Here is a 19,484-nt window from a genome sequence, read left to right as displayed (position 1 = left end):
CAATCAAAAAACAAATAAGTTTTAAAATCCATGAAAGATTTGTGCTTTAAGAAGGTACATAGAGATAAGATGAAAAATTACGCAGAGTTTTATGAGAAACTGACAAAGCCAGTCAGAACAAGAAGTAAATGGCTTTATTTTGTGAAAACAGTCAATTCTTTAATAACCAGAATAATGCCTTTTATTTATCTGATGCTTTTACTTTACCTTTTTTGGACTCAGAAGAGATGGACTGCCTTAATGCCTTTTGTTTTAGTTCCGAGCTTGTCCTTTGTTTTATTGTCATTGGTCAGAAAGTATCTGAATCAGCCAAGACCTTATGAAAGGTGGACGATCAGTCCATTAATAATAAAGGATGCTAAGGGACAGTCCATGCCCAGCCGTCATGTTTTTTCGGCAGTGGTGATTAGTGTTTGTGTTTTGCGCGTGACTGTTTGGGGCGGAATCATGTTATTGATTTTATCTGCTTTGCTGGCCTGCTGCCGCGTTCTAGGCGGTGTTCATTATCCCAAAGATGTTATTATAGGCTATCTTATCGGTCTTCTAGCGGGAAGCCTGTTGTTTTGGGTTTAAGTGATTTTAGTAAACTAAATTTTAAAGAATTCGTTGAAAAATGTGGGATTTTTAGAGATTAAAATAAAGTTATGTTCTCATATTATTTTATGATAAAATATTAATAGTTTTTATTAGCAAAGGAATCGAATATGTCGTTCAATAAAGAAAGTCAGCAAAGACAAGAATTGCATCAAAAAATATGGGCTATTGCTGATAATGTGCGTGGTGCTGTAGATGGTTGGGATTTTAAGCAATATATCTTAGGGATTCTTTTTTATCGTTTTATTTCTGAAAATATGTCTGATTATTTTGATCGTGCTGAACATGAGGCCGGTGATCCAGACTTTCGTTATGCTGATCTCAGTGATGAAGAAGCTGAAGAAGATTTCAAACCCGATACAGTAGAAGAAAAAGGCTTTTTTATTTTGCCTTCACAACTCTTTGAAAATATAGTCAAAACAGCCTCAACAAATGAAAATTTAAATACGGACTTAGCAAAGATTTTCAAGAAAATTGAAGAATCCGCAATTGGTAAAGATTCAGAACATGCGATTAAGGGACTCTTTGATGATGTGGATACAACCTCAAATCGTTTGGGAGGTTCTGTTAAAGAAAAGAACAAACGCTTATCAGATATTTTGACAGGAATAGCTGGGCTTGATTTTGGCACTTTTGAAGAAAATGATATTGATGCATTTGGTGATGCCTATGAATATCTGATTTCTAACTATGCCTCTAATGCAGGTAAAAGTGGCGGAGAGTTTTTTACACCGCAAACTGTTTCGAAACTTCTTGCTCAACTTGTTATGGTTGGAAAAGAGCATATTAATAAAGTATATGATCCAACTTGTGGTTCAGGCTCACTATTGCTTCAAATGAAGAAACAATTTGAAACCCATATTTTGGAAGAAGGTTTTTTTGGTCAAGAGATTAATATGACTAATTATAACTTGGCACGGATGAATATGTTTCTTCATAATATCAACTATAATAATTTTGATATTCGCCGTGGCGATACCTTGTTAAACCCTCAGCATCTATACGAACGACCTTTTGATGCCATTGTTTCTAATCCTCCTTATTCTATCAAGTGGATTGGGGATGCTGATCCAACCTTAATTAATGATGAGCGCTTTGCACCAGCTGGTAAATTAGCTCCTAAATCAAAAGCTGATTTTGCCTTTATTATGCACAGTCTTAGCCATTTATCCAATAAAGGTCGTGCAGCAATTGTTTGCTTTCCTGGAATTTTTTATCGCGGAGGAGCTGAGAAGACAATCCGTCAATACTTGATTGATAATAATTTTGTTGAAGCTGTTATTGCCTTGCCTGATAATCTTTTTTATGGAACAAGCATTGCAACCTATATTTTAGTTTTGGCAAAAAATAAACCTGAGGATAAAACACTCTTTATTGATGCTTCTTCAGATGAAAAATCTACGGTTTCTGGTAAGAATAAATTTTATGAGGCAGTAACCAATGGCAAGATATTAAACTCAAAAAATATCGAAGCTATTGTTGAATTATTTAAAAATAAAGAAGATGTTGATTATGAGGCTAAACTTGTTGATAATAATCTGATTGCTGAGGAAAATGATTACAATTTATCTGTATCAACCTATGTTGAAAAGCGTGACACACGCGAGATTATCAATATTGATGAACTCAACAAAGAAATCGCCGAAACGGTCAAGAAGATTGATCACCTACGCAGTGAGATTGATAAAATCGTGGAGGAGCTGAGCCATGACTAAAATTGAAGACATGATCAAAGAACTCTGTCCAGATGGCGTAGAGTGGAAAGAGTTATGGGAAGTAACAATTTGGGATAAAAATTTAATAGTGTTTCAAAATTTAAACAACAATTAGTTGATAAATATGAATATTTGCTAGCTAAAGACCTCTCTCAAATGGTGGTCTCAGATGGGGATATTAAAATATTGACAACCAGTCCAAGTAATTTATGGACAACGGAGTATGTTGCAGGAGGGGAGTTTTTGATAAAGAAATAGTTGCAATACCATGGGGAGGTAATCCCATTGTTCAGTATTACAAAGGTAAATTTATTACAGGCGATAACAGAATTGCCAGAGTAAAAAATGATGACGAATTGTTAACCAAATACTTATATTATTATTTACAAAATAATTTGAAATTAATTTCTAGTTTTTATAGAGGCTCTGGGATTCAACATCCAGATATGTCGAAAGTTTTAGATACAAAGATCCCCATCCCACCTCTAAAAATTCAAGAAAAAATCGTGCAAATACTTGACAAATTCACGGATTATGTCACAGAATTGACCTCAGAATTGACCTCAGAATTGACCTTACGCCAAAAGCAATATTCTTTTTATCGCGATAAACTGCTTTCTTTTGAAGATGAGGCTTATCAGGTCGAGTGGAAGACGCTGGGGGAAATAGCTGAATGTTTAGCTGGTGCAACTCCTAAAACTTCTAATTCGTCATATTGGGGAAATGGCACTATTCCGTGGATGAGTTCAGGAGAAGTAAATAAAGGTTTTGTTTACGACACGGAGAAAAAAATTACCCAAGAAGGTTATGATAGTTGCAGCACTAAAATTGTTCCAAAAGAGACAGTTGTCATTGCATTAGCAGGACAAGGTAAGACACGTGGAACGGTAGCTATTACAAAGATTGAATTGTGTACAAATCAATCACTGTGTTCGATTGTTCCAAAAGATGATGTGAACAGCCATTATTTGTATTATTACCTTAAAGGGCAATACCAAAAATTTCGTGACATTTCTTCTGGTGAAGGGACTAGAGGAGGATTAAACTTAAAAATGGTAAGGGATTTCAGAATCCCTGTTCCACCCCTTGATATTCAATCCCGTATTGTCCAAGTCCTTGATAATTTTGATACGGTTTGTAATGACCTTAACATCGGACTTCCCAAAGAAATCGAACTTCGTCAAAAACAGTATGAATATTTTAGAGATAAACTCTTGATCTTCACCGCCGAAGGCGTGTACACTGACAGTACAGTACAGTACAGACAAGACCTGATTAGGCTCTTGCAGTGGGTCTTTGGACCAATTAAGGTTAGTCTGGGGAGTATTTGTAGTATTTCACGAGGTAAGCGACTTATTAAAAGTCAGCTAAATAAAAATGGCAAATATCCTGTTTATCAAAATAGTCTTATTCCTTTGGGTTACTTCAATGAAACGAATGAGGAAGCTAATACTACATTTGTTATTAGTGCAGGTGCTGCTGGTGAAATTGGATTTAGTAAACAACCTTTTTGGAAAGCTGATGATGTATGGACAATGAGTTCTGAATTTATCAATCAAAGATTTTTATATTATATGCTTTTGAGCAATCAACCTAAGATTAAAGGCCAAGTAAGAAAGGCTAGTATACCGAGATTATCTAAAAATGTAATTGAAAACTTAATCATTTGTCTACCTGAAAGTGAAGGACAATCCCGCATTGTTTCCGTTTTAGACAAATTTGACACTTTGACCAATTCTATCTCTGAGGGATTACCCAAGGAAATCAATCAGAGACAAAAGCAGTATGAGTATTTTAGGGATAAATTGTTAACATTTTAGGAGTGAAGCAAATGAGATTTGCTAATTTAACAGAGGTTGCAGTTGAGCTAAAAAATCTAATAAAAAGGTTCAATTGCTTTATGCCTTTAATGGCACAGGGAAAACACGACTGTCCATGGCTTTTAAAGAATTAGTACAACCAAAGAATATAGAGGATGAAACAGATGATTTATCTAAAAAGATTATTTACTTTAATGCCTTTACGGAAGATTTATTTTATTGGGACAATGATTTAGAATTTGATAGGGATAGAAAACTGAATATCAATTCCCAGTCTAGTTTTATGAACTTTATTTTCTCAGAAGAAGGCCGAGAAAAAGATATAATTGATAATTTTCACCGTTATACCTCATCACATTTAGAACCCGTATTTAATCCAAGCGGGACAGAAGTGGCTTTTAATTTACTGACTGATAATGAAGAACTTCAGCATATTAAAATCTCTCGTGGAGAAGAGAGTAATTTTATTTGGTCTATTTTTTATACTTTGATAGAGGCTGTTGTAGAAGTCCTTGCTGATGAAGAAGGGGATCGTACGACAGCTATGTTTGACAATCTTGAATATATTTTTATAGACGATCCTATTTCTTCCCTAGATGATAATCATATTATTGATGTGGCACTTGATTTGGCATTTTTAATCAAGAAGAGTAATGAGGAACAAACGGAATTAAAATTTATTCTAACCACTCATCACCCTTTATTTTATAATGTCTTATTTAATGAACTAGGAGGTGCTGTTAAGCATACATTGTCAAAAGTTGACCAAAACTATGAGTTGACGACCAATCCACCTGAAAAAGATGCTCCCTTTGCTTATCATCTAGTTGTCAAAAAAGAACTTCAAGAGGCAATCAGTCAGGGTCGTGTTAAAAAGTATCATTTTAATTTACTGAGAAATTTACTTGAAAAGACTTCGACTTTTTTGGGATACACGAACTGGGGTGAATGCATAGATTCTGAAGAGAGACAGGCCTATATCAGAAGGATTAACCTGTATAGTCATAGTGGGCACTCAGAACATGAGTATGGGGAGCTTGAACCGCAAGAACAAAAGCTTCTGGAGTATGTCTTTAATCAGTTTATAGAAGATTTTAAATGGAAATAAAACAATGAAAGCAAGAAATTATATTACTTTTTCTTGCTTTTTTGATATAATAGTAATAAAAGGAGTTGATAATATGGTTGTAAAAAATAAGGCGAATATCAATATCAAAATTGATTTAGAGGATAAAGCAACAGCAGATGCTATTTTTGCCCACATGGGTCTAACAACAAGTGCTGCTGTCAATATGTTTATTAAACGTGTCATTGATGATCAAGCTCTGCCATTTACTCCAAGAGTAAAAAATACTTTGGACATTGCTTTAGAGCAGGCTAAAAATGATGATGTTGAAACTTTTGATAGTTTTGATGATTGGAAATCAGAGATGAGTGCCTATGCTAAAGATTAAGCAAACCAAACAATTTAAGAAATCCTTAAAAAAGGTAGTAAAGCAAGGAAAAGATATTAACAAGCTTTTTGCTATCGTAGAATTATTATGTCAAAAATCAGAACTTCCCTTAGCATTGAGAGATCATGAGTTAAAAGGAAAATGGAAAGGCATTAGAGAACTTCATATTGAATCAGACTGGCTGTTGGCTTATCAAGTTTTAGATAACGAACTTGTCTTACTCTTGATTGATACAGGAAGTCATGCACAGATGTTAGGAATGTAAAAATGAAATCAGGAGATTATTCAAAAGTAACAATGCCCGTTGCGGAAATGTCCAACGGGATTATTTTAGAAGAATTTGTAAAAACAGAGCGTTATAATCGAGATGTTTATCAGACTGAAAATGAGATGGAAAAGAAACTGTTAGAGGATCTGGTTCAAGGTCAGCATTACGAATTATTAACCATTCACACAGCAGAAGAATTAATGAGTAATTTGCGTAAGCAAATAGAAAAACTTAATAATGTAACGTTTACAAATGATGAGTGGCAGCGTTTTTTAGATGAATATTTGGATCGTCCTAATGATGGGATGATTGAAAAAACTCGTAAAATTCAAGAGAATCATATTTATGATTTTATTTTTGATGATGGGCATATTAAAAATATGATACTGATTGATAAGAAAAACATTCATCAGAATCATTTACAAGTTGTAAGTCAAATTAGGCAAAAAGGAAGTCATTCTAACCGTTATGATGTGACAATTTTAGTCAATGGTCTGCCCCTAGTACAGATTGAATTAAAAAAACGCGGTATTCCAATGAAGGAAGCCTTTGAACAGATTCATCGTTATAGCAAAGAATCCTTTAACACACAACATTCACTTTTTCAGTATATTCAAATTTTTGTTGTTTCAAATGGGACGCGTACACGTTATTTTGCCAATACAACTGCTCAAAATAAAAATCATTTTGAATTTACCTGTGAATGGGCAGATAAAAAGAATAAAATTATTTATGATTTAGAAGATTTTGCACAAACTTTTTTAAATAAGCAAGTTCTTTTATCCGTTTTGACAAAGTATTGTGTTTTTGATACTAGTGATACTCTTTTGATCATGCGTCCCTATCAAATTGCAGCAACAGAAGCCATTATGCGTCAGATCCATGTTGCGCATGAAAATAAACTCTACGGTACAACTGATGCAGGAGGATTTATTTGGCATACTACTGGTTCTGGTAAAACTCTGACAAGTTTTAAAGCTGCACGTTTAGCAACAGAATTAGATTATATTGACAAGGTTTTCTTTGTTGTTGACCGTAAAGATTTAGATTATCAGACCATGAAGGAATATCAGAAATTTCAAAAGGATTCTGTTAATGGTAGTAAGAATACTAAAGAATTAAAAAGAGCTATTGAGAAGGATGATAGTAAAATTGTTGTGACAACAATTCAGAAATTAAATGAATTCGTCAAGAAAAATCCTGAACATCCTATCTTTGAAAAGCAATGTGTTTTAATTTATGATGAGTGCCATCGCTCTCAATTTGGAGATGCTCAAAGAAAGGTTAGGTCCAGTTTTAGAGCACATTATCAGTTCGGTTTTACAGGTACACCAATCTTTGAAGATAATACTTTAACAGGTATGTTGACAAGTACTATTTTTGGTAAACAGCTTCATTCCTATATTATCACAGATGCTATTCGTGATAACAAAGTGTTGAAATTTAAAGTGGATTATAATTATATTAAACCAGAACTGAATAAATTTAGAGAAGCCGAAGTAATATCTGGACAAGAAAACGATGAAAAGAAACTTAAAAAAATTGAAAAAGAATTACTTTTACATCCAGAGCGTATTTCAACAATCTCAAAATATTTACTTAAAGTATTTGATGATAAAACCCATCGAAATATGCACTATACTCACAAACAAAAACAACTTAAAGGCTTTAATGCTATGTTTGCGGTACAAAATGTTAAAGCGGCGAAAGCTTATTATGAAGAGCTCAATAAGCAACAAAGACAATTGCCAGTAGATAAAAGAATCAAAATTGCTACTATTTATAGTTATGTGCCTAATGAAGAACAGTTAGCATATGGGGCTATAGATTCAGAAAACTTTGAACCAACGAAAATGGATCTTTCTTCAAAAGAATTCTTAGATTTGGCTATATCTGACTACAATAAACACTTTAAAACAAATTTCTCAACAGAAGGAAAGGATTTCCAAAATTATTATAAAGATTTAACCAAACGTGTAAAATCCAAAGAAGTAGATCTTTTGATTGTGGTAGGAATGTTTTTAACAGGCTTTGATGCTCCTACTTTGAATACACTCTTTGTAGATAAAAATTTACGATATCATGGGCTTATTCAAGCATTTTCTCGTACAAATCGTATTTTAAATAAAGAAAAGCCATTTGGGAATATTGTTTGCTTCCGTGATTTAGAAAAAGCTACTAATGATGCTTTGACACTTTATGGTGAATCACACAGTATTTCGGTAGTACTTGAGAAGAGTTACGAAGAGTATATGACTGGTTTTACAGATAAAGAAGCTGGTATTACAGTAAAAGGTTATCAAGAGGTTTGTCAGGAAATACTTGAAAAATTTCCTGATCCAACAGAAATTGCTCTAGAATCTGAAAAACGAGAATTTGTTAAATTATTTGGGGAAGTCCTTAAGCTAGAGAATGTTTTAAGAAATTATGATGAATTTACGCCAGAAGAGCATCTCATTACACCAGGTCAAATGCAGGACATGAGAAGTGTATATGTAGATATTCGAGAAGAAGCATATGGAAATGGTCGAACTGGTAAAAATGAAGAAACTGGTATTGATTTATCCGATATAGAATTTGAAATTGAACTTTTAAAAACGGATGAGATTAACCTTGATTATATTATTAGTCTTATCTCTGCAAAAGCACAAGATAATGATTCTAAGGAAACATTGAAACGGGATATTAGTCGTGTTATTCGTTCAAGCATTGATATGCGAGCTAAAGAAGAACTAGTGATTGGATTTATTAATGAAACACACTTAGAACAATTAAAAGATAATCAGACAATATTAGAAGCTTTTTATGCTTATGGTAATCAGAAGAAAAAGAAAGCTATAGAGGATTTAGCTGAAGAGCTTACATTAAAGGGAGACTATCGTCGATTTATTAATCGTTCTATTGCTCAGGGATATGTATCGTCTTCTGGCACTGACATTAATAATCTAATGCCAGCTACCTCGCGTCGAAAGGGTGCCCGTGAACGTAAGAAACACGAAATTTTAGCAAAATTACAAAAATTAGTGGAGACTTATACAGGGATTTAAAAAGGTGTCTACTTTTAATTTTTTGTAAATTAACTTGATTATGCCCAGATAATTAAGAGATGTCTAACATATTGCCTGTAATTCAATAATTTTCTAATGTCTGTTTTCTTATCAATTATACTCTTAAATTGTTTGTTAACGACCTTGGGCTTCTTTAATTTTAGGCTTAATTATGCTATAATGAGTGGTAATGTAAAACAAGGAGATAACAATGGAAATTGTACGTCAAAAAGAATTTGTTAATCAATATCATTATGATGCCAGAAATTTAGAATGGGAAAAGGAAAATGGGACACCTGAAACAGATGTCGAAGTGACTTTTCAATTAGTTGAAAAAAATGAAGAGTTAAATGAAACGACTGTTGTGGCCGTTTTGCAATTCATGATTGTCCGTGATGAGTTTGTTCTAAGCGGTGTTCTTTCACAAATGGTTAAGATTAAGGACCGCTTGATTAATCAGCCGAGTGAATTTTCACAAGAGGAAGTGGCGACTTTAGCGGCACCTTTGCTTGATATTTTAAAACGCATGACCTATGAAGTGACTGAAATTGCACTTGATAAAGAAGGCGTTAGCTTGGAGTTCTAAAAAAGATGAAATTAGCTGTAATCACTGATTCATCAGTCTACCTTCCTCAAGGCTTTGCTCAAAGAGAAGATCTGTTTATCCTTGATATTGCTATTACTATTGATGGAAAGACTTATATTGAAGGTAAAAATCTATCTCTTGATGAATTCTATACTAAGATGGCTGCTTCCAAGGCATTACCCCAAACGAGCCAGCCTAATTTGGCTGAGTTAGATGATTTACTGACCAACTTGGAAGAAGAAGCCTATACCCATGTTATCGGTCTTTTTCTGTCTGGTGGCATTTCAGGATTTCACCAAAATATTCAATATCTAATTGCTGAACATGATAAGCTTGAAATTGCCTTTCCTGATACTAAAATCACTTCCAGTCCCATGGGATTAATGGTAATGGAGGCTTTGAAGTGGGGCAGGGAAGAATTAGCGTTTGAGCAGATTTTGGTCAATCTTCAAGTGATGATTGATAAAACAAATGCTTTTATTATGGTTGATGATCTTAATCATTTGGTCAAGGGCGGCCGTTTGTCGAATGGTTCAGCTCTCTTAGGTAATCTTTTGAGTATCAAACCTATCCTTTATTTTACGGATGGCAGGATTGAAGTTTTTGAAAAAGTTAGAACTGAGAAAAAGGCTATCAAGCGTTTGATTTCTATCATAGATGAGGTTACTGCTGATGGGTCTTATATGGTCTATATTATTCATGCCAATGCTAGAGGTAAGGCGGAAGATTTGCAAAAGCGTTTAATTGATCATGGTTATACCAAAAATCTTGCCATTGTTCCTTTCAATGGTGTTATTGCAACCCATCTGGGTGAGGGAGCTATTGCACTTGGTGCTATACCGATTATTTAAGGAGATAGGAAATGAGTATTAAAGTTATTGTTGCAGGTTTTAAAGGCAGAATGGGGTCAACAGCTGTTGATATGATTAAAAATGATAGCGAGCTTGAATTAGCAGCACTTTTGGATCCTTTTGCAGCTGAAAAAGAAATTGATGGAGTGCCTGTCTTTACGGATAAGAATGACCTTGTTGGCCTTGATGCTGAGGTTTGGGTTGATTTTACCATCCCTAAAGTCGCTTATGAAAATACACATTTTGCCCTTGAAAACGGTTTTCGTCCAGTTGTGGGAACAACAGGTTTTACGCAAGAGCAGATTGCAGAGTTAATAACTTTGTCTGCTGATAAAAAATTGGGCGGCTTGATTGCACCAAACTTTGCTATTGGAGCTGTCTTGCTGATGGAATTTGCTGCTAAGGCTTCTAAGTATTTCCCTGATCTTGAAATCATTGAATTGCATCATGATAAGAAAAAAGATGCTCCAAGCGGAACAGCAGTTAAAACAGCTGAGCTGATTCGAGAAGCACGTGCTTATAAAAAACAGGGAGCAGCAGATGAAGAAGAAACGCTAGCTGGTGCACGCGGTGCTGAATTTGATGGTTTTAGAATTCATAGTGTTCGTTTGCCGGGGCTTGTTGCTCACCAAGAGGTCATTTTTGGAGCTCAAGGAGAGGGTTTGACACTGCGTCATGATTCTTATGATCGGATTTCTTTTATGAGTGGCGTTAATTTAGGAATCAAAGAAGTGGTACAGCGAGAGCAGCTCGTTTATGGTTTGGAACAGTTACTATGAGATTAAAACATTTGCCTTCTGAATTTCAGGAGGCTTTACCAGTATTAGAGAAAATTAAGGCAGCAGGATTTGAAGCTTATTTTGTTGGCGGCAGTGTTCGTGATGTTCTTTTAGGGCATCCTATTCATGATGTGGACATTGCCAGCAGTTCTTATCCTGAAGAGACGAAAAGGATTTTTCCTCGGACGGTTGATATTGGCATTGAACACGGAACTGTTTTGGTTTTAGAGAATGGTCATGACTATGAAGTGACAACTTTTCGTACCGAAGATGTTTATGTCGATTATCGCAGGCCCAGTCAGGTCTCTTTTGTGCGTTCTTTAGAAGAGGATCTCAAGCGCCGTGACTTTACCATCAATGCCTTTGCGCTTGATGAAAAGGCTAATATCATTGATAAATTTAATGGTCTAGCAGATTTAGAACAAAAAATACTGCGGGCAGTCGGCAATGCTGCTGAACGTTTCAATGAAGATGCCTTGCGCATTATGCGTGGTTTGCGCTTTGCTGCTCATTTGAATTTCGATATTGAGAAAAAAACGTTCATAGCTATGAGAGAACATGCGCCCTTGCTGGAAAAAATTTCTGTAGAGCGCTCTTTTATTGAGTTCGACAAGCTCTTGCAGGCTCCTTATTGGCGTAAAGGAATAAACTGTTTAATTGCCAGTCAAGCTTATGATTATCTGCCTTTTTTGCAAAGTACTGCGGCTAAGTGGCAGCAGCTGCTGATGGACTTGCCAGAGGATTTCATTTTTTCAGCCTCTGAACAAGCTTGGGCAGCAGTACTGTTGTATTTGAATGTTGAAAATCCTAAAATCTTCTTAAAAAGTTGGAAGACCTCTAATGATTTTCAAAAAACAGTGGAAAAACTACTAGCTATTTACAGATTACGCGAGGATAGGCAAATCAAAAAAGCTGATGTTTACCATTATAGTGCACCTTTGTTAATCCTTGTCGAAGAGTTACGTCAAGCTCAAGGCTTAACAGTTGATTTTGAACGCATTAAGGAGCTGGATGAAGCTTTAACCATTCATGACAAGCATGAAATTGTGGTTAAGGGTGGCGATTTAATGGCGGCCTTTGATGTGAAACCGGGACCAGACTTGGGAAGGCTCTTGCACCAAATAGAAAGTCTTATTGTTGCTGGAAATTTAGCCAATGAACGACAAGCAATTTTGGATTTTGTCAGAAAGGAAATCGACTAAGAATGAGTGATTTTATTGTTGAAGGGTTAAGTAAAACAGTTGGCGATAAGACTGTCTTTCAGGATATTTCTTTTATTATTCATGAGAAAGACCGCATTGGCATCATTGGTGTCAATGGGACTGGAAAGACCACCCTTCTTGATGTTATCTCTGGCAGATTAGGATTTGATGGTGACAACTCGCCTTTTTCTGCTAAAAACGACTATAAGATGGCTTATCTGACGCAAGAACCTGTTTTTGATGAGACGAAGACAATTCTTGATACCGTCTTATCATCAGATTTGCGAGAAATGCAGCTCATTCACACTTATGAATCGTTCATGGCCAATTATGATGAAGCTAATCAGGAGCAATTGGAAAGGGTTATGGCAGAAATGGATGCTCTAGATGTCTGGTCTATTGAAAGTGAAATCAAAACTGTTTTGTCTAAATTAGGGATTTCTGATTTATCTCAAAAGGTTGGCAACCTGTCAGGCGGTTTGAAGCGGCGTGTGCAATTAGCTCAGGTTTTACTAAATGATGCAGACTTGCTTTTGCTGGACGAGCCGACCAATCACCTTGATATTGATACCATTGCTTGGCTAGCTAATTTTTTAAAAAACAGTAAAAAAACGGTTCTTTTATTACGCATGATCGCTATTTTTTGGACAATATTGCCAGCCGTATTTTTGAATTGGATAGGGCGCATTTGATTGAATATCAGGGCAATTATCAAGATTATGTGCGCCTGCGTGCAGAACAGGATGAACGCGACGCGGCAGCCCTACATAAGAAAAAGCAGCTCTACAAACAAGAATTGGCTTGGATGCGTAGACAACCACAGGCGCGTGCGACAAAACAAGAAGCGCGTATCAATCGTTTTAAGAATTTAAAATCAGACTTATCTGGTATGAGTACTTCTTCTGATCTTGAAATCAATTTTCAAACCAGTCGTATTGGGAAAAAGGTTATCAATTTTGAACAGGTAGACTTTGCTTATCCCGACAAAACGATTTTGACACATTTTAATTTACTCATTCAAAACAAAGACCGAATTGGCATTGTTGGTGAAAATGGGGTTGGAAAATCAACTCTTTTACATTTAATGAATGGCGACTTGCAGCCCAGTTCTGGAAAGCTGGATATTGGTGAGACGGTTCGTATTGGCTATTTCTCCCAGCAAATCAAAGATATGGATGAAAGCAAGCGCGTGATTAACTATTTGCAGGAAGCGGCAGATGAGGTTACCACAGCTGTCGGGGCAAGCAGTGTGACTAGTTTCTTAGAGCAATTTCTCTTTCCGCGCTCAACACATGGGACAGTTATTTCTAAATTATCAGGTGGTGAGAAGAAGCGTCTTTATTTACTCAAAATCCTGATTGAAAAGCCCAATGTCTTGCTCTTAGATGAGCCGACCAACGACCTTGATATTGCGACTTTGACAGTTCTTGAGAGTTTCTTGCAGGATTTTTCTGGTCCTGTCATTACGGTTAGTCATGACCGTTATTTCCTAGACAAAGTAGCCAATAAAATCCTCGCTTTTGAACATAATACCATTCGTAAATTTTTTGGCAATTATACCGATTATCTAGATGAGAAAGCGTTTGAAAAAGACAGCTCTGCCATGCTAGTCAAAAAAGAAGCAGCAAAGGTTGAGAAAGAAAAATCAGAGCGCAAACGCATGTCTTATTTTGAAAGGCAAGAATGGGCGACGATTGAGGATGATATAACAGCTTTAGAGGAAAGTATCGAAAACATCGAAGCAGCCATGCAGGAACATGCTTCAGATTATGGTCAACTGGCTAGTCTGCAGCATGATTTAGATACTGCCAATGAGCAGCTTTTTGAAAAATATGAGCGCTATGAATACTTGAGCGAACTGGAGCAATAATGCAGTTACGATCTATTGAGAAAACAGACAATGCAGCAGTAGCTGCGCTTATTCGTCATTCTTTGGAAAAGGAGCATTTAGCTATTCCGGGAACGGCTTATTACGATCCCTACTTAGATGATTTAGCTGGCTATTATCAATCCGTTCCTAGAGCAGCTTATTTTGTCTTGGAAAACTGTGGTCAGATTGTTGGAGCTGGCGGTTTTGCTCCCATTTCTTCAACTATTGCTGAGCTGCAAAAATTATATGTAGCAACTCAATGTCAAGGACAAGGTCTATCCAGCATGCTCTTAAGGTCTATCTTTGAAGAAGCCAAGAAAAGAGATTTCGCACAAATTTATCTAGAGAGTTCCAGCCAGCTGGCACAGGCTGTTAAGGTTTATAAACATTTTGGGTTTATACCCTTAGAAAAGCCATTGGCAAATGATGCTGGTCATACAGCCATGAATGTGTGGATGATAAAGGATTTGTAAAGGAAAGGAAATAAGATGACATATATTTGGTCTCATTTAAAAAAATATCCCAAATGGTTACTATTGGACATTCTTGGTGCTCTTTTATTTGTTGTTGTCAATTTGGGCTTACCGACAGCTTTAGCACGAATGATTGATCAAGGAATCACACCGGCTGATAAACAAGCTCTTTATTTTTGGGCTTTTATTATGTTTATCATTGTTCTCTCAGGAATAGTCGGGCGTATTACTTTAGCCTATGCTTCGGGCAGATTAACTACGACCATGATTCGCGATATGCGCAATGATATGTATGATAAATTGCAAGAGTACTCCCATCACGAATATAAGAAAATTGGTGTCTCTTCCTTGGTCACACGTATGACTAGTGACGCCTTTGTGCTTATGCAATTTGCAGAAATGTCCTTGCGGATGGGAATTGTTACTCCCTTGATGATGGTTTCAAGCGTTATTATGGTTTTGGTGACTAGCCCATCTTTGGCTTGGATTGTAGTATTTGCTATTCCTTTTTTGATACTGGTGATTTATTATGTTGCTGCAAAAACACGCCCCTTATCTGAAAAGCAGCAAAATACGCTTGATAAGATTAATCAGTATGTTCGTGAGAACTTAACGGGTCTACGTGTTATTCGTGCCTTTGCGCGTGAAAATTTTCAAGAAGAACGCTTTGACTTAAAAAACAGAAGTTATGAAAAGACTTCCAACAGACTATTTAAATTAACCGGACTCACAGAAGCCCTGTTTGTTCAGATTATCATTATCATGATAGTAGCTATTGTCTGGTTCTCATTAGATCCGCTTAAACAAGGGACTATCAAGATTGGTGATTTGGTTGCCTTTATTGAATATAGTTTTCATGCTCTTTTTTCTTTTTTAATATTTGCTAATATTTTCACCATGTATCCGCGAATGGCCGTATCTAGTAAACGTATCCAAGAGGTAATGGCTATGCCTATTTCCATTGATCCCAATATAAATGGCATTAAGGAGACTAACTCTAAAGGCTATTTGGAATTTGACAATGTGACCTTTGCCTATCCTGGGGAAACCGAAAGTCCTGTCTTGCATGATATTTCTTTTAAGGCTAGACCGGGAGAAACGATTGCTTTTATTGGCAGTACAGGTTCAGGAAAGTCGTCGCTTGTTAATTTGATTCCTCGGTTTTATGATGTGACTTTGGGTCGGATTCTGGTTGATGGTGTGGATGTCCGTGATTATAATCTTAAGGCTCTGCGTCAGAAAATTGGCTTTATTCCGCAAAAAGCGCTGCTATTTACCGGAACCATTGGAGAAAATCTTAAGTATGGGAAAAAGGATGCTAGTCTGGCTGAACTGCATTCAGCTGCTGATATTGCACAGGCTAAAGAATTTATCGAAAGTCGAGCTGAGAAGTTTGATACCCATCTAGCAGAAGGCGGCAGCAATCTTTCAGGAGGACAGAAGCAGCGCTTGTCTATTGCGCGTGCAGTTGTTAAAAAACCAGATATTTATATTTTTGATGATTCCTTTTCAGCCTTAGATTATAAGACAGATAGTCTCCTGCGTCAGCGTTTGAAAGAAGTGACAGGCAATTCAACAGTGCTCATTGTGGCCCAACGTGTCGGAACTATCATGAATGCTGACCAGATTATTGTACTGGATGAAGGAGAAATTGTTGGTCGCGGCAGCCATGATGAACTCATGAAGTCCAATGCCATTTATCGTGAAATTGCTAACTCACAACTCAATCAGCAAAGTTTAACGCAAGAGTAAAGGAGGTCTCATGAAAAAGAAAACTGTCTTTTTCCGCTTATGGTATTATTTGAAAACCTATAAAGGTTCACTCTTTTTGGCTATTTTTTTAAAAATACTTAGCAGTGTCATGAATGTCCTTGAGCCTTTTATTTTAGGACTGGTAATGACAGAATTAACGGCTAACTTAATTGATATGGCTCGCGGAGTTCAAGGCGCTCATCTCAATATCAGCTATATTACCATGATTTTATTTCTTTATTTTTTACGTGGCTTGCTGTATAGTATTGGCTCTTACGGTTCTAATTACTTTATGACTAATGCAGTGCAAAAAAGCATTTACGATTTGCGTCATGATTTGAGTGAAAAGATTAATAAGATTCCCGTTTCTTATTTTGATAAACATCAATTTGGCGATATGTTAGGACGTTTCACTAATGACGTTGAAACAGTCTCCAACGCTTTGCAGCAGAGCTTCCTGCAGATTATTAATGCTTTTTTGACAATTATCCTTGTTGTGGCTATGGTGCTTTACCTCAATTTGACTCTGGCGGTGGTTATTCTTATTTGTGTTCCGCTGACTTATGTCAGTTCTCGTTTTATTTTAAGGAAATCGCAGCCTTATTTTAAACAACAGGCTAATGCTTTAGGGGATATGAACAGTTTCGTTCAAGAAAACTTAACGGGCTTTAATGTCATAAAACTCTATGGACGTGAAGAAATATCTGCTGAAACCTTTCGAGCTATCACAGAGAATCTACGAGATGTCGGCTTTAAAGCCAGTTTTATTTCTGGAATAATGATGCCAGTTCTTAATGCTATCTCAGACTTGGCCTATTTGATAGTCGCATTGGTTGGCGGCCTGCAGGTCTTAGCGGGTAGACTGACTATTGGTAATATGCAGGCCTTTGTTCAATATATTTGGCAAATCAATCAGCCTATTCAGACCATCACACAATTATCAAGTGTTCTTCAAAGTGCTAAATCTTCTCTAGAACGTATTTTTGAGGTTTTGGATGAAACAGACGAAGTCAATCAAGTCAAGGAAAAGCTAGAGCATGATTTGACAGGGCAAGTGACTTTTCATAATGTCGCCTTTCAATATACTAAAGATAAGCCTTTAATCCGACATTTTAATTTAGATGTTAAACCGGGTCAGATGATTGCTGTTGTTGGTCCGACCGGGGCGGGTAAAACAACTCTTATCAATCTTTTAATGCGTTTTTATGATGTCACCCAAGGAGCGATTACAGTAGATAATCATGATATCCGTAACCTTTCTCGTCAGGAATATCGGAAACAATTTGGGATGGTTCTGCAAGATGCTTGGTTATATGAAGGTACGATCAAAGACAATTTACGCTTTGGAAATTTGCAGGCAAGTGATGAGGAAATTGTCGAAGCGGCCAAGGCAGCTAATGTCGATCATTTTATCCGAACCCTTCCAGACGGTTATAATATGGAAGTCAATCAAGAGTCTAATAATATTTCTTTGGGGCAAAAGCAATTATTAACTATCGCACGAGCGCTTCTGGCTGATCCTAAAATTCTGATTCTGGATGAAGCAACTTCTTCAGTTGATACCCGTCTGGAACTTCTCATTCAAAAAGCTATGAGTAAGCTTATGGAAGGCCGCACGAGCTTTGTTATTGCTCATCGTCTATCAACTATCCAAGAGGCGGATAAGATCCTTGTTCTTAAGGAAGGACAAATTATTGAACAAGGGAACCATCAAAGTCTCTTAGCTGACAAAGGCTTCTATTATGATTTGTATATGAGTCAGTTTAGCGGTAAAACCAATTAGTATTTTTCAAGCTTATTGACTTTCGTAGACTATGGGCACTAAAAACAAGTAAGAATCCCTTGCTTGTTTTTTGCTTTCTCGTGTATAATAGCAGAAAGTAGAAAGGAAATCATTATGGCAATTGCAGGTTTAGTTTTTCAAAAATTACTCGTTTTATTTTTGCTGATGCTAGCAGGATTATTTTTAGCGCAGCGGCAGATTTTAACAAAGGAGGTTACTTTACAGCTATCTAAACTGTTGACGCGTTTTGTTGCGCCCAGCCTTTTTATTTCGTCTTTTATTTATCAAGCATTTACTTGGAAAAAAATGATTTTATTGCTTAGCATGATTGCAGCTGCTTTCTTTCTTCTCATTACTCGGATTGTCATTGTTTCAGTTTTGCTTCCTAAAGAAAGGGCAACGGATAAATATGCCGTTCTTTTTGCTAACGTTGGTTTCATGGGAACTCCTTTGGCTTTTGCAGTTGGCGGCAAAGAAGCTGTTTTCTTTATTTCAGGATTCGTTGTTGCCAATCAAATCATGCAATGGACTTATGGTTTATACCTTATTGCTCAAGACAAAACTGTGATCAACTGGCGATCTATTTTAGTCAATCCGGCTATGATAGCAACAATCATCGGCCTCTTTCTTTTTATCCAGCCTTTTAAACTGCCTATAGTAGCAAGAGATGCTATTGATGCTTTTGCTGATTTAAATACACCTCTGTCCACCATTGTCTTGGGTTCTTATTTCTACAAAGTAAAGTTCAAAGAAATTTTTCTTTATTGGCCTGCATATTATACTGCCTTTTTACGCTTGCTTCTTACGGCCTTAATCAGTATTTTAACGATCTGGCTGCTGCCAATTCATTCCTATCCTGTAAAATTAGCTTTATCAATTGCTGTTATTTCACCTGCTGCACTAAACACAGCTCTTCTTAGTCAGGTTTATGGCGGAGAATATGAATATGGTTCGCGTCTGGTCTTGTTGACAACTGTCTTGTCGCTCTTGACTATTCCTTTAAATATGACTTTTGCAAGTCTATTGTACCTATGAATTGTATTAATAGATTGCCTAAGAAGTCTCATATCTGAAAAAAGCAATATATTTTATTGACAGATAGAAATAGTGTTCTTTTAACAGGATCGGCCTGCTTATGAGAGAGAGTTAGAATAAAAAATCATCTGAGTTTTAAAGAAAGCTGCGGGGTCATTGAACAGCCTATTTATGCAAAAGATAGAGTGAATAATCGTTTTGATGCTTTGATCCCGTTTAAAAAAGCAGCTGACTCAAAAACCAAACAGGCTGTTT

At 36.3% G+C, this 19,484-nt stretch carries 15 protein-coding genes and 2 pseudogenes; all 17 read left to right on the top strand.

All coding sequences use genetic code 11. The features are described from left to right. The first annotated feature begins 69 nt into the window (after positions 1-69). Positions 70-573: a phosphatase PAP2 family protein gene (locus tag SRT_RS06130; RefSeq protein ID WP_161940032.1), complete on the top strand. Its 504-nt coding sequence runs from the start codon at positions 70-72 to the stop codon at positions 571-573. Positions 574-704: 131 nt separating this feature from the next. After that, the gene (locus SRT_RS06125) at positions 705-2,309 is read left to right on the top strand and encodes a type I restriction-modification system subunit M (RefSeq protein ID WP_128833424.1); all 1,605 of its coding nucleotides are present in this window, start codon (positions 705-707) and stop codon (positions 2,307-2,309) included. Then, positions 2,302-2,424 (top strand): hypothetical protein, encoded by a 123-nt coding sequence (locus SRT_RS11165; RefSeq protein WP_256376008.1) that lies wholly within the window; start codon positions 2,302-2,304, stop codon positions 2,422-2,424. Before SRT_RS06125 ends, SRT_RS11165 begins: the two co-directional genes overlap by 8 nt. 94 nt (positions 2,425-2,518) lie before the next feature. Then, positions 2,519-4,129, top strand: coding sequence for a restriction endonuclease subunit S (locus SRT_RS11380; RefSeq protein ID WP_223213929.1), 1,611 nt, complete (start codon positions 2,519-2,521; stop codon positions 4,127-4,129). Between the two features lie 11 nt (positions 4,130-4,140). Beyond that, positions 4,141-5,237 (top strand): annotated as a pseudogene (locus SRT_RS06115) (anticodon nuclease). A gap of 73 nt (positions 5,238-5,310) precedes the next feature. Continuing rightward, positions 5,311-5,583, top strand: a complete 273-nt coding sequence (locus SRT_RS06110) for a type II toxin-antitoxin system RelB/DinJ family antitoxin (RefSeq protein WP_128833423.1) — start codon at positions 5,311-5,313, stop codon at positions 5,581-5,583. After that, complete coding sequence (locus tag SRT_RS06105) at positions 5,570-5,848, top strand: type II toxin-antitoxin system RelE/ParE family toxin (RefSeq protein ID WP_128833422.1); 279 nt, start codon at positions 5,570-5,572, stop codon at positions 5,846-5,848. The genes SRT_RS06110 and SRT_RS06105 overlap by 14 nt, the downstream gene beginning before the upstream one ends. A gap of 2 nt (positions 5,849-5,850) precedes the next feature. Next, positions 5,851-8,898, top strand: coding sequence for a type I restriction endonuclease subunit R (locus SRT_RS06100; protein WP_128833421.1), 3,048 nt, complete (start codon positions 5,851-5,853; stop codon positions 8,896-8,898). Positions 8,899-9,109: 211 nt separating this feature from the next. Beyond that, positions 9,110-9,484, top strand: coding sequence for a DUF1149 family protein (locus SRT_RS06095; protein WP_003088020.1), 375 nt, complete (start codon positions 9,110-9,112; stop codon positions 9,482-9,484). A 5-nt stretch (positions 9,485-9,489) separates the two neighbouring features. After that, positions 9,490-10,335: a DegV family protein gene (locus SRT_RS06090; RefSeq protein ID WP_128833420.1), complete on the top strand. Its 846-nt coding sequence runs from the start codon at positions 9,490-9,492 to the stop codon at positions 10,333-10,335. Between the two features lie 11 nt (positions 10,336-10,346). Further along, positions 10,347-11,114, top strand: a complete 768-nt coding sequence (dapB, locus tag SRT_RS06085; RefSeq protein ID WP_128833419.1) for a 4-hydroxy-tetrahydrodipicolinate reductase — start codon at positions 10,347-10,349, stop codon at positions 11,112-11,114. Beyond that, entirely contained in the window at positions 11,111-12,316 is a 1,206-nt protein-coding gene (locus SRT_RS06080; RefSeq protein WP_128833418.1) for a CCA tRNA nucleotidyltransferase, read from the top strand. The genes dapB and SRT_RS06080 overlap by 4 nt, the downstream gene beginning before the upstream one ends. A 2-nt stretch (positions 12,317-12,318) precedes the next feature. Continuing rightward, a pseudogene (locus SRT_RS06075) lies at positions 12,319-14,186 on the top strand (ABC-F family ATP-binding cassette domain-containing protein). Then, positions 14,186-14,659 (top strand): GNAT family N-acetyltransferase, encoded by a 474-nt coding sequence (locus SRT_RS06070; RefSeq protein WP_128833417.1) that lies wholly within the window; start codon positions 14,186-14,188, stop codon positions 14,657-14,659. Before SRT_RS06075 ends, SRT_RS06070 begins: the two are co-directional and overlap by 1 nt. Positions 14,660-14,674: 15 nt before the next feature. Beyond that, a complete protein-coding gene (locus tag SRT_RS06065) occupies positions 14,675-16,411 on the top strand; it encodes an ABC transporter ATP-binding protein (RefSeq protein ID WP_128833416.1) in 1,737 nt (578 codons plus the stop codon). Positions 16,412-16,421: 10 nt separating this feature from the next. Next, the gene (locus SRT_RS06060; protein WP_128833415.1) at positions 16,422-18,194 is read left to right on the top strand and encodes an ABC transporter ATP-binding protein; all 1,773 of its coding nucleotides are present in this window, start codon (positions 16,422-16,424) and stop codon (positions 18,192-18,194) included. 114 nt (positions 18,195-18,308) lie between these two features. After that, the gene (locus SRT_RS06055) at positions 18,309-19,229 is read left to right on the top strand and encodes an AEC family transporter (protein ID WP_128833414.1); all 921 of its coding nucleotides are present in this window, start codon (positions 18,309-18,311) and stop codon (positions 19,227-19,229) included. Positions 19,230-19,484: the final 255 nt, after the last annotated feature.

Source organism: Streptococcus troglodytae, from assembly GCF_002355215.1.
GTDB classification, from domain to species: domain Bacteria; phylum Bacillota; class Bacilli; order Lactobacillales; family Streptococcaceae; genus Streptococcus; species Streptococcus troglodytae.
The sequence above is the reverse complement of the archived record's forward strand: the minus strand, read 5'-3'. Positions and strand labels throughout refer to the sequence as shown.

Coding starts and splice junctions, on each gene's coding strand:
- SRT_RS06130 (WP_161940032.1), top strand. CDS start 70: ATGAAAAATTACGCAGAGTTTTATGAGAAACTGACAAAGCCAGTCAGA.
- SRT_RS06125 (WP_128833424.1), top strand. CDS start 705: ATGTCGTTCAATAAAGAAAGTCAGCAAAGACAAGAATTGCATCAAAAA.
- SRT_RS11165 (WP_256376008.1), top strand. CDS start 2,302: ATGACTAAAATTGAAGACATGATCAAAGAACTCTGTCCAGATGGCGTA.
- SRT_RS11380 (WP_223213929.1), top strand. CDS start 2,519: ATGGACAACGGAGTATGTTGCAGGAGGGGAGTTTTTGATAAAGAAATA.
- SRT_RS06110 (WP_128833423.1), top strand. CDS start 5,311: ATGGTTGTAAAAAATAAGGCGAATATCAATATCAAAATTGATTTAGAG.
- SRT_RS06105 (WP_128833422.1), top strand. CDS start 5,570: ATGCTAAAGATTAAGCAAACCAAACAATTTAAGAAATCCTTAAAAAAG.
- SRT_RS06100 (WP_128833421.1), top strand. CDS start 5,851: ATGAAATCAGGAGATTATTCAAAAGTAACAATGCCCGTTGCGGAAATG.
- SRT_RS06095 (WP_003088020.1), top strand. CDS start 9,110: ATGGAAATTGTACGTCAAAAAGAATTTGTTAATCAATATCATTATGAT.
- SRT_RS06090 (WP_128833420.1), top strand. CDS start 9,490: ATGAAATTAGCTGTAATCACTGATTCATCAGTCTACCTTCCTCAAGGC.
- dapB (WP_128833419.1), top strand. CDS start 10,347: ATGAGTATTAAAGTTATTGTTGCAGGTTTTAAAGGCAGAATGGGGTCA.
- SRT_RS06080 (WP_128833418.1), top strand. CDS start 11,111: ATGAGATTAAAACATTTGCCTTCTGAATTTCAGGAGGCTTTACCAGTA.
- SRT_RS06070 (WP_128833417.1), top strand. CDS start 14,186: ATGCAGTTACGATCTATTGAGAAAACAGACAATGCAGCAGTAGCTGCG.
- SRT_RS06065 (WP_128833416.1), top strand. CDS start 14,675: ATGACATATATTTGGTCTCATTTAAAAAAATATCCCAAATGGTTACTA.
- SRT_RS06060 (WP_128833415.1), top strand. CDS start 16,422: ATGAAAAAGAAAACTGTCTTTTTCCGCTTATGGTATTATTTGAAAACC.
- SRT_RS06055 (WP_128833414.1), top strand. CDS start 18,309: ATGGCAATTGCAGGTTTAGTTTTTCAAAAATTACTCGTTTTATTTTTG.